The sequence below is a fragment of the Allochromatium warmingii genome, from assembly GCF_900107145.1.
Lineage (GTDB): Bacteria > Pseudomonadota > Gammaproteobacteria > Chromatiales > Chromatiaceae > Thermochromatium > Thermochromatium warmingii.
In genome coordinates this window covers 1-11,138 of the sequence record NZ_FNOW01000064.1, presented here as the reverse complement: position 1 = coordinate 11,138, position 11,138 = coordinate 1, and the positions used below count along the sequence as shown (strand labels likewise).

The 11,138-nt window shown below is 50.2% G+C and carries 10 protein-coding genes; 4 read left to right on the top strand and 6 right to left on the bottom strand.

The window, feature by feature from the left end; genetic code table 11:
* Window positions 1–60: 60 nt before the first annotated feature.
* The 4 genes from BLW10_RS13075 to egtB form a co-directional block, all read right to left on the bottom strand.
* The gene (locus BLW10_RS13075) at window positions 61–768 is read right to left on the bottom strand and encodes a phosphatase PAP2 family protein (protein WP_218139736.1); all 708 of its coding nucleotides are present in this window, start codon (window positions 766–768) and stop codon (window positions 61–63) included.
* Between the two features lie 64 nt (window positions 769–832).
* Entirely contained in the window at window positions 833–2,467 is a 1,635-nt protein-coding gene (locus BLW10_RS13070; RefSeq protein ID WP_091335376.1) for a phosphoethanolamine transferase, read from the bottom strand.
* A gap of 111 nt (window positions 2,468–2,578) precedes the next feature.
* Complete coding sequence (gene egtD / locus BLW10_RS13065) at window positions 2,579–3,613, bottom strand: L-histidine N(alpha)-methyltransferase (protein WP_091335374.1); 1,035 nt, start codon at window positions 3,611–3,613, stop codon at window positions 2,579–2,581.
* Entirely contained in the window at window positions 3,610–4,914 is a 1,305-nt protein-coding gene (egtB, locus tag BLW10_RS13060; RefSeq protein WP_091335371.1) for an ergothioneine biosynthesis protein EgtB, read from the bottom strand. Before egtB ends, egtD begins: the two co-directional genes overlap by 4 nt.
* Window positions 4,915–5,133: 219 nt before the next feature.
* On the opposite strand from egtB, the gene BLW10_RS13055 reads away from it, so the two are divergent.
* On the top strand, window positions 5,134–5,796 hold the full coding sequence (locus BLW10_RS13055) for an LON peptidase substrate-binding domain-containing protein (RefSeq protein WP_091335368.1): 663 nt from the start codon (window positions 5,134–5,136) through the stop codon (window positions 5,794–5,796).
* Window positions 5,797–5,821: 25 nt separating this feature from the next.
* On the opposite strand, the gene BLW10_RS13050 is transcribed toward BLW10_RS13055, so the two are convergent.
* On the bottom strand, window positions 5,822–6,523 hold the full coding sequence (locus BLW10_RS13050; RefSeq protein WP_091335366.1) for a glutamine amidotransferase: 702 nt from the start codon (window positions 6,521–6,523) through the stop codon (window positions 5,822–5,824).
* A gap of 154 nt (window positions 6,524–6,677) precedes the next feature.
* Here BLW10_RS13050 and BLW10_RS13045 point away from each other — a divergent pair, with 154 nt between their 5' ends.
* Both BLW10_RS13045 and BLW10_RS13040 read left to right on the top strand, forming a co-directional pair.
* A complete protein-coding gene (locus tag BLW10_RS13045) occupies window positions 6,678–7,004 on the top strand; it encodes a HesB/IscA family protein (protein ID WP_091335363.1) in 327 nt (108 codons plus the stop codon).
* Window positions 7,005–7,015: 11 nt separating this feature from the next.
* Window positions 7,016–7,429 carry a SufE family protein gene (locus BLW10_RS13040; RefSeq protein ID WP_091335361.1) on the top strand — a complete coding sequence of 138 codons (414 nt, stop codon included), beginning with the start codon at window positions 7,016–7,018 and terminating at the stop codon, window positions 7,427–7,429.
* 56 nt (window positions 7,430–7,485) lie between these two features.
* Here BLW10_RS13040 and BLW10_RS13035 read toward each other — a convergent pair whose 3' ends face one another.
* The gene (locus BLW10_RS13035) at window positions 7,486–9,408 is read right to left on the bottom strand and encodes an ExeA family protein (protein WP_245709412.1); all 1,923 of its coding nucleotides are present in this window, start codon (window positions 9,406–9,408) and stop codon (window positions 7,486–7,488) included.
* Between the two features lie 40 nt (window positions 9,409–9,448).
* Here BLW10_RS13035 and BLW10_RS13030 point away from each other — a divergent pair, with 40 nt between their 5' ends.
* Window positions 9,449–11,083: a DUF294 nucleotidyltransferase-like domain-containing protein gene (locus BLW10_RS13030; protein WP_245709410.1), complete on the top strand. Its 1,635-nt coding sequence runs from the start codon at window positions 9,449–9,451 to the stop codon at window positions 11,081–11,083.
* The last annotated feature ends 55 nt before the right edge of the window (window positions 11,084–11,138 follow it).

Genomic DNA, 11,138 nt, shown 5'->3' with positions numbered 1-11,138 from the left:
TGATATAGGCATCCTTGACATCTTCTTCAGACTTCGCTTTCGCTAAATCGTCAATTAAACTCATCGCTCAATTGCTCCTGATTGAATTTCACTATCATTATAAGCAAGGCGTAACAGCGCATTTTGATGCGGATAAAATAACAAATACATTATCAGCGATCCATACCAACAAATGACCAGCGTCACTAGATCGTGACTTGGAAAATGCGCACCGCGTATCTGTTGCGCCAGACCAAAAATAATTCCTAATGCCAACCCCAAAATCAACCCCAAACCGCGATATGGTGATTTTAAATGCAGCAATACAAAATACAAACTCAGAAAACAATAGCCACCTGACGCATGACCGGCCGGAAACGCATGACCAATCGGCGCATCTTGGGCGACTGGATCAAATAACCGAATATAGGGATAAAAACCACTAAACAGGTGTACATCCCAGGGCGTATACAGATGCGTTAGATTTTTACCAATTCCAACCACAATCGGCCCAACCAGTGTTGCAACAATAAAAAACAGCATCAATTTTCGATAAAAACGTAACTGTTTATTTAAATGAATGACAACATATCCAATTAAACACAGCGCAATAATGAGCTTATCAAAGATTTGGCCACCAACATGGATAACATCATTGAATAACCAATGCGTTTTATATAACCAAATACCTCGCTCCGCATCAAAGAAATGAGCAATCCACCAGACATCTATATCGCTGTATTGCAGTACCACAGCCAGTAATAAAATTAAAATCGGCAAACCTAACATAAAGTATAGATTTTCGATTTCTAAATTGCTGCGCTGAATCTGCGGCAGCCATTTTTCAAATAGCCTAATGATGCTCATGCAATATATCCATCGCCGGATTATAAACACTTGTTTGCACTTCAAAAAGACCAATCAATGTATGAAAGAGATGATCTTGTGTGTAGCGTTGATCTGCATTTTTCTTGACATATTCAAAATCAATATCGCGCTTAATTTTATCATTAAACCACATTAAAGCTGCTACATGCTTTTGCGCATCAGGCGCAATGATATACGGCATTCCATGCAGATAAATACTGTTTTCACCTAAACTTTCACCGTGGTCGCTCAAATAAATTAAAGCTGCTTCGTGTGATTGATTATATTGCTTCAAAAAGTTGATTGCTTTTGCTAAAAAATAATCAGTATATAAAATTGCATTATCATACGCATTGACGATTTCTGAGTGTTGGCAGGATTCAAGTTGATTTGTCTGACACACTGGCTTGAATTGCTCAAAGGTTTTTGGGTAGCGTTTGTAATAAGCTGGGCCATGATTTCCCATCTGATGCAGGATAATTAAAATATCTTGCCCCTGATGTTGTTGAATATACGTATCCAGTTCAAGCAACATGCCTTCATCACGACATTCACCATCAGTACAAATTGAATTTTTTTCAGGTTGTCTAAAATCTTCATACGCAACACGCAGCGCAACACCTTTTGAATCAGAGTTATTATCGCGCCATAAAATCGCTATTTTTCCGGTATGGTTTAAGACATCGAGCACATTTTCAGTTGTTTTGGCGTGTTTGTCGGTATAATCCGCTTTGCCAAAAATTGAAAACATACAAGGTACCGCAACGGCAGTTGAGGTTCCGCATGAATACAGATTTGAAAAATTGATGACGGCTTCTTGTTTTAACAGTGGATTTGTTTCGCGGGTATAGCCATTGAGCGAAAAATGATCTGCTCGCGCCGCTTCTCCAACCACAAGAATAATTAGTTCTTTTAAATCAGAGTTCTTCTGCTGGTCAGCATCGATTTTGTCATCATCTGTTTCAACAACTGTTGCATCAGTTCCAATCGGTTCTAGTTTTGCGTTATGCTTGCTGAAATTTAAGTGAATATATTTTGCTGCTGAATATAGATAATATGTTGGATTAGTGTAAAATCGCAGCGGTTTATATTCTCTAAAAAAAGAGGTATAAAAATCGCCAAATAGTACAATCAGACTTAACGTAACAATTACAGCAATCACAATATTGCGGATTTTGACCAGAATAAATTTTTTCCATGATTCTGAAATAATATCAGTTTTATAAACGATGCTTGCTGGAATAATCCCAAGCACTAACAGATAGCCTAATAGTTGGATGCTCAGTAAATCCAATGCTTCTGAGGTATTGGTTTCAAGCGTGTTTTGAATCATCGTATGGTCAATAACAACATTATAGTGATCCATGAAATAGGCTGTAAACGCGGATACAAGCAACAGCGTGATTAAAATCGGCTTAGTTGTCTGTTTCCAACAGATTAGTGTCAGTAAGAATACAATCGACGCAGTTAATACCACCGCTACAGAAATTAAGAAGCCACTATTTTTTAGCGATAGCGGAAAGACTTCTGTAACATGCTGAAAGAACGTATTATTAGCTAACAGCACCCAAAAAATTGCTGTATAAAGAATTAGCCGCGTTATAGTAAGTCGTATGTTCATACGTTATTTTTACCTATATAAACGCGAATCCAATAGAATGAAATGTTGGGTTGTGTGCCGTCTTGATTTGGATTAAATGATTGATCGTTTTAGCACGGCACACAACCCTATCTACGCTTCTACCACGCGCAAGCAGTGTACGCTAAATAGCGCATTAGCATCTGTCCACACCTGTTCAGCAATATAACCCGCTGACCGCGCCAGTCGCTGAAAATCCTCAATTCCGTATTTGTATGAATTTTCAGTGTGAATGCTCTCACCCAGCCGAAAATCAAACACTTGACCAGCAACGCGCACGCGCTGATTGCCGCGACTGACTAAGTGCATTTCAATGCGACTGGCTGTTTCATTAAAAAATGCGCGATGACGGAACGCATCAACCTCAAATTCTGCCCCCAACTCACGATTCAAGCGCGTCAGCAAATTGAGATTAAAGGCTGCCGTAACGCCCTGCGCATCGTTATAGGCGGCATCTAATACAGCGCGATCTTTTTTCAGATCAACACCAATTAAGAGCCGTCCACCCGGCCCGAGTACGCGCCCGACGCGCTTGAGAAAAGCGCAGGCATCTTCTGGATCAAAATTACCGATGCTTGATCCCGGAAAAAATGCGGCTAAATCGCGCCAATCCGGTTCGAGCGGTAATTCAAATGGGCCGGAATAATCCGCGCAGGCGGCGCGAATCGCTAAATCGGGGAAGCGGTCAGCGAGTGCTTGAGCGGATTCAAGCAAATGCGCTTTAGAAATATCGACCGGAATATAAATCCGAGGTTGCAGCGCAGCGAGCAGCGTTTGAATTTTGAGGCTACTACCGCTGCCCAATTCAATCAGCACACAGCCGAGCCCGAGTTGATCGGCCATTTCCGCGCCGTGATCGCGGAGAATCTGAATTTCGGTGCGCGTCGGGTAATATTCGGGTAATTCGGTAATGGCATCAAAAAGCCGCGAACCATATTGATCGTAAAATAGCTTAGGTGGGAGCCGTTTATGCGGTTGGCTTAATCCGGCCAGCACTTCAACGCGCACATCAGCGGTTGTCGGATGAAAGTCAAAAAAGCGAATCCGTGAGGCAATCCGCTCATGCTGGCCGCTGTGTTCAGAGCTGCGTTCAGATGTAATCTGTGCTGTCGCGGTATTTGTATTCATGCCGCCACCTCCGCTAGTCGAAAGCCCATAAATTGCCAGCGTTCATGTGGATAAAAGAAATTGCGATAGGTCGGGCGGATATGATCGCGAGCCGTAGCGCAGGAACCGCCGCGTAATACCAATTGATTGCACATAAATTTGCCGTTGTATTCGCCGAGTGCGCCCGGAGCAGCACGATAACCCGGATAGGGTAAATACGCCGAGCCAGTCCATTCCCAGACATCGCCAAAGAGTTGTTTTAATCCTTCACCTTCGGGAGCCGGACGCGGATGCAGCCAATCATCCTCGACAAAATGACCCGCAAGCGGCTGATTTAGCGCGGCATATTCCCATTCAAATTCAGTCGGCAATCGTTTCCCCGCCCAGGTTGCATAGGCATCCGCTTCGTAATAGCTGACATGACAGACTGGCTCGGCGGGATTGAGTGGGCGCATTCCGGCTAATGTCATCTGCCACCATTCGCCGTCGCGTGCTTCCCAATAAAGCGGCGCACGCCAGCCCTGCTGTTTAACTATTGCCCAGCCATCGGAAAGCCAGAGGCCCGTATTTTGATAACCGCCGTCCTGAATAAACGCTAAAAATTCGCCGTTGGTGATTGGACGCTCGGCGAGTTTAAAGGGCGCGACGAATACGCGATGACGTGGCACTTCATTATCGTAATAAAACGCTTCATCCGTCGCGCCAACCTCAATTAACCCACCGGCTAATTCATGCCAGCGAAGCGGTGCGGGGGCAGTGAGCGGCACGGTAGGTAATTCAGCGCGATAGGCCGGACGGAGCGGATTATGAGCAAAATGGCGTTTAATATCGGTGATGAGCAATTCTTGATGCTGCTGCTCGTGATTTAAGCCAATGCGGAGCCGTAAAGCAACCGTCGGCCAATCAGCGGCGGGACAGTCGGCAATTAAGCGGAGCATGGCCGCATCAATATGCTGGCGATAGGCATAAACCTCGGCGACTGTCGGTCGTGCTAATAAACCGCGTTCATGGCGCGGCCAAAAACCGCTGCCGGTTTGTTCGTAATAACTATTGAAAAGATATTCAAAGCGCGGATGAAAGACTTGATAATTCGGCACAAAAGGACGCAATAAAAATGTCTCATAAAACCACGAGACATGCGCTAAATGCCATTTGGGTGGGCTGGCTTCGACGACGGTTTGCAGACCGTAATCTTCGATTTCCAGCGGGGCGCAAAGCTGTTCAGAAAAGCGCCGCACCTGTGGATAGTGTGCGGCGAGTGCAGCGCGGGCGGTGTCGTGGTGTTCCGGCGTGGCGAGTGTATCCAATGTGCATGTCCTCATTTAATGAATGGCTGGCTGCCGCGTGGAGCCGTCGGTCGGCTAGGATGCGGGCAGCGGGGGGGGATTTCTAGTTTTAAAGACTGGTGATTCGCGGGCGATGCCCCATTTCAGAACTCATCACAGGCCACCAGATCGGGCGCGAGTGAGCGGGATGCGCAGCGATTCGATAACACGACCGATCTGGATGCACGAGACACGCTTTGACTGGAGCTTTGCTTGATGACGCGCACACCTTTTTTTCCGAAATTCTCCGATCTGCCGCTCGATTTGCCGCTGTTTCCGCTGGTCGGTGCGGTGGTGTTGCCCGGCGTGCAATTGCCGCTGAACATTTTTGAGCCGCGTTATCTCAGTCTGGTCGCCGATGCGCTGGCCGCACAGCATCTGGTGGGCATGATCCAGCCGACCAGCGAAACCCAGCTAGACGACCGACCCGCGCTCCATCGCATCGGCTGTGCTGGGCGCATTACGTCGTATAGCGAAACTCCAGATGGGCGGATTATTCTGGTGCTCACCGGCGTCTGTCGGTTCCAAGTGATCCGCGAACTCGATGAACAGAACGGCTACCGCCGCGCACGGGTGGATTGGGAACGCTTCGCCGCTGATTATCATGGCGAGGCCGAACCCATCCCCGACCGTCCGGGCTTTCTCGTCTCGCTCAAAACCTACTGCCAGCTTCAGAGCGTTGAAATCCCCTGGGATGACATCGAACATCTGGCCGATCTCGAACTGACGAATTTGCTCTGCGCCCATCTGCCACTGAGTCCCGAAGACAAACAGGCACTGATTGAAACCCTGCCCACTGCCGACCGCGCTGTGCTGATGCGCGGACTGCTCGACATGGCTTCGGCATCGAGTATGCGTGTTGCTGAACACCGTCATTGAGCGGCTAGACGCTGGAAGCTAAACGCTACACAACACGCGCTAACCACCGCTCAAAGCACTGCTGACCCTGCTGCTCCAGCGTCGGGGCCAGCCGCGCACTCTCAGCCCGCAACAGCGGTACGGAAATCCCCGCCGCCGCCAACTCGCTGGCATGACCGATCAACCAGCGTTCAAACTGGCTGGCGCGGATTTCGGGATGACATTGCAGCGCCAGCGCCGCCCGTCCCCAGCTAAATGCTTGATTCGCATATAAATTCGTTGAAGCTAAGCGCGTCGCACCCTCGGGCAGATCAAAGGTATCGCCGTGCCAGTGCAGCATTGAAGTCAGCTCCCCGGCAAGTGCCGCCAGCGGCGAGGCCTGCCCCGCCTCGGACAGCGTTAGTGGCGTCCAGCCGATCTCCTTCGCTGGCCCGGGATAGACCCGCGCCCCCAGCGCCCGTGCCATCAACTGCGCCCCGAGACAGATGCCAAGTGTCGGGCGGTCGGCGCTCAGGCGCTGTTCAAGCAGCCGCAATTCATCGTTGATAAACGGATAGAGCGCCGCATCATAAGCGCCAATTGGCCCCCCGAGCACGACTAATAGATCGGGTTCAGTGGGGTCAAAGTCAGTGAGCCGATCCACGCCGGCCTCCAGATAACGCACACTCGCACCGCGCCGCTGGAGCACCTCGGCGAACGATCCTAAATCCTCAAATGCAAGATGCCGAATGGCGATCACGGTTTGCATAATACGGCTCCGCGCCTCGATTCAATTTGAACGCAGTGTGCTGACGATACGCGCTGCCAGACTGCCATTCAACCTTGAAAACAGCGCCCAGTGGCGGCAAATTGACCCAATCTTGGACTAAGCGACCACAGCGATTTTCCACGAGGTAACTATTATGAGCATCAGTCTGACCGAAGCTGCCGCCCAACACATCGCGCAGCAACTCGCGCAACGCGGGCAGGGTCTGGGCCTGCGCGTTGGCATAAAAAAAAGCGGCTGTAGCGGGTTTAGTTATGCGGTCGATTATGCCGACGCAGTGAATAGTGATGACCAACTATTCGAGAGTCACGGCATTAAAATCGTCGTGGACAGCGCACAATTAGCGCATTTAGACGGGCTAGAGATTGATTTCGTTAAAACCAATCTGCTCAATCAAGGCTTTGAGTTCCACAATCCCAATGCTAAAGATTTGTGTGGTTGTGGCGAATCGTTTCGGGTTTAATTGGCTTGATTATGAATACTGACATCCGCGACATCATCGACAATTTCGAGTTATTGGGCGATTGGGAGTCGCGCTATCACTATCTCGTCGAACTCGGCGAGCGCCTCGCTCCAATGCCAAGCGCCTATAAAACTGACGCCAATCGGGTTGTCGAGTGCATGAGTCTGGTGCATGTAGCCGCCTATCCGCATCCCGAACAGGCTGGGCATCTAGCCTATTGGGGCGATTGCGATACGGCCATTATTAAAGGCGTGGTGGCAGTATTGGTTGAATTGTTTTCAAATAAAACAGCGGCTGAAATCGCCGCGCTCGATGTCGATGCGCTCTTTACCGGATTGCAACTCGAAGAGCATTTAAGCCCGAATCGGCATGTCGGCGTGTATGCGATTGTTAATAAAATGAAAGCGCAGGCGCTGGCGTTTTAAATCCTCAGTTTCTTCATAGCACGGTATCAAAAGCCGTGAGATTTAGAGACGGGTTTTTAATAGTGCTGAAGCCTATAATCCGGATCAAGTCGAGGCAGTTCTTCCGCACCACTGACCTGCATGAGCGCGATCAGGGTGCGGGGGCCGACCAGCCCATCAGCGCGGATTCCGGCGCTGCGCTGAAACGCACGCACTGCCTGCTCTAAGCTGGCATCAAAACGATCTGTCGTACTCGGAACTAACGTCAGCCCAGGCACCTGCGCCACCTGTTCGCGCAACCAGCGCACCGCCTCGCCGACCGCGCCGGGCTGAATCAGCGTCGAACCATCAGGCGGCAGCAGCCACAATAATTGATATTCGCCCGTCCAATCCGCCGCTAATGTGCTCAACGGAACACGCACCGTCGCGCCATCCGGCGCATCAATGCCCGCCTCAGTCGCCGACAGCACGCCGAGCACCACATAGCGGGCGCTGCCCTCATGATCGGCGACGCGCAGCAGGGCCGGTAGATTAAACAATCGCACCTGCTGCAACTGTCCCTGCTCGGTGGCGCAGGCTAGACCGAATGGGCGCAATTGCGCACAGGGATCATCAGTCGTCAGCCGCTTGACCTCTAATCCCCAGCGCCGCAACAACAGGCGCAATGCCTCGGTTTCGGGCAGCGCAAGTGCAGCAATCGGCGGCACCGGCGTCGCCAATGATTCAGGCGCGACTGCTTCAGATTCCGAAGCCAGCGCCGCATCCGGCATATCACTGTCCGTGCCAATCTCTGCATCAATAGCTGGCGTTACAGCAGGCGGCTCAATAATCGGTTCAATGAGCTGGTCTGGCGCTGGAGCGTCCGTAATCCCAGTGATTCCGGCAATCCACGCCCGAATTTCGACACGCTGTTCCGGCGTTAGTCGTGACTGTATCTCCCAGCCGACCAGCGTTGCTACCAAAAACACCATCAGCGCCAAACGCGGGACGGTGCGCAGTGATCGCTGTTGCACTGGAATACCGCGCACTTCACGCGCCGCTGTCGCCACAATCAGCGGATCGACCTGCGGACGGCGCGTGATACAGGCATTCAATAACGCCCGATCACAAAGAATATTAATCACCCGCGGCACGCCGCCCGAATAGGTATGAATCCGTTGCAGCGCCCGCGCCGTAAATAACGGACGCTCAACACCGGCGACCGCTAAACGATGACGAATATACTGACTGGTTTCCTCTAAATTCAGCGGGGTTAAATGAAACCGCGCAGTAATGCGTTGATCGAGCTGGCGCAGTGCGTGCGTTTCGAGTCGCTGACTTAATTCCGGCTGACCAATGAGAAAAATATGCAGTAATTTATGTTGATTGGTTTCCAGATTGGTCAACAAACGCACGTATTCTAACGCTTGGCGCGACAGATTTTGCGCTTCATCAATCATTAACAGCGGTTGGCGTCCGTGTTCAGCAGCGTGTAAGAGATACGCATTCAGCGCATCTAGCAGTTGTTTATTCGACAGCTTATCGGCTGGCAGCGCAATACCAAATTCTTCACAAATATTGATTAACAATTCTATTGGCGACTGCACTGGATTTAAAATCAGCGCCACATCAACCTGTTCCGGTAATTGTTCGAGAAAAGCCCGACACACCATCGTTTTGCCGGTGCCAACCTCGCCGGTTAACAGCACTAAGCCACCGCTTGCCCGCACGCTATAGCGCAACTGCGCCAATGCTTCCCGATGTTGATTACTCAGGAATAGATAACGCGGATCGGGAGCAATCGCAAAGCTCGGCTCTTTTAGTCCGAAATATTTTGCATACACACTAGCGGCTCGTTTAATAAGCACCCGCGCCGCACAATGGCTTGGCTCGTCGGCTAGGATCGCTGGCGCGGGCACGGGAGCGGAGTCAGGGGAACCGGCGGCACTGCCCAATTCTAACACCGAAGCCCCGTCGCCTAAAGATTGCGTGCAGGCCGCACCCAAACCACAGCATTTCATGGTTCAATAGTGTCATGTCGTGCTGATGTGAGACCTCACAATGGATATCGAATTAATCGAAATCCAAGAATTTCTAGCCAGTCATCCGCCGTTCGATCAACTCCCCGAAGAATTACTGGCGCGGCTGCCGCGTCGCTTAGCGGTGCGCTATTTTCGGCGCGGCATGGCCTTTCCACCAGAAGCCGCAACCCCGCCCTGTCTTTATATTTTGCGCCGAGGTGCGGTTGAACTGCGCAATGGACGCGGCGAGCTAATCGGCAAATTGGCTGAAGGTGATCTGTGCGAACAGCGATGCCGCGCCGATCAAAATGGCCCGCCATTTGTCGGTCATACCGCTGAAGATACGCTCGTTTATGCGCTGCCTTGTTCTGAGCTAATTGAATTACGCGCCGCATCCCCGGCATTTGCCGAACATTTTGAGCAATCGACCTCACGCCGCTTGCGCAAAGCATTAGATGTCGTCATTGAATCGCCCACTAGCGGCAGTGGTTTAATGACCGTGCGCGTGCGCGATATGGTGCGGCGTGCGCCCATTGCAACTAGCCCCGAAACCAGTATTCGTGCCGCTGCGCAATTAATGTCTGAACATCATGTTTCATCGCTGCTGATTATGGACGGTGAACAGTTAGTCGGCATGATGACGGATCGTGATTTACGTAATCGCTGTGTTGCTACTGGATTAGCGACCGATCAACCGGTACGCGCTATTATGACTGAAACCCTCACCAGCGTTGATCTCGATACGCTCGGGTTTCAGGCGCTGATTACCATGACGCGGCTGAATATTCATCATCTGCCAGTCATGGATAATGGGCGTGTGGTCGGCTTGATTTCCTCGACTGATTTCACCCGCTTTCAGAGTGCTAATTCAATTTATTTAGTCGGTGATATTCATCGCGCCGATTCGATTACAACGCTGGCGCAAATCGGCGCGAAGATTGCTGAATTACAGGTGCAGTTAATTCTCGGCGGCGCGACTGCTACTCAAGTCGGTCAAGCGATTAGCGCCATTACCGATGCCATGACGCTGCGTTTGATTGAACTCGCTGAAGCTGATTTAGGCGCACCGCCAGTGCCCTATGCGTGGCTATTGGGTGGCTCGCAAGCGCGGCGCGAGCAATCGGCGCATTCCGATCAAGATAATGCGTTGCTGATTTCCGATACGGCTACGCCCGATGATGATGCGTATTTTGCGGCGCTGGCGCAATTTGTGAATGATGGCTTAAATGCCTGTGGCTTTGTCTATTGTCCGGGCGAGGTGATGGCAAAAAATGCTCAATGGCGACAAACTTTGCGTATTTGGAATAAATATTTTTCTAACTGGATTTTAAAGCCAGAGCCGATGGCTTTGATGCTGTCGAATGTGTTTTTTGATATGCGTTCTTTGCGCGATCCGTATGGGCTGTGCGCCGAATTACATGAACGCATTATTGAAAAATCGCGTGCAAATCGCATTTTTATTGCTTATATGGCAGCTAATGCGCTCAAGAATCGCCCGCCGCTGGGCTTTTTTCGCAATATCGTTTTGATTCAAGGCGGCGACCATGATCATACATTTGATATTAAACATCGCGCCCTGATTCCGATTATTGATTTAGCGCGAGTGTATGCGCTATCAGCCGGTATTTTGGAGAATATAGTTATTTGCAGAAGTGTCTATAATTATAGTAAATAAAAGAGGTTTTCACGATGAGAGTGCGAAATATAAAAATTGAAAACCCAGACTTACT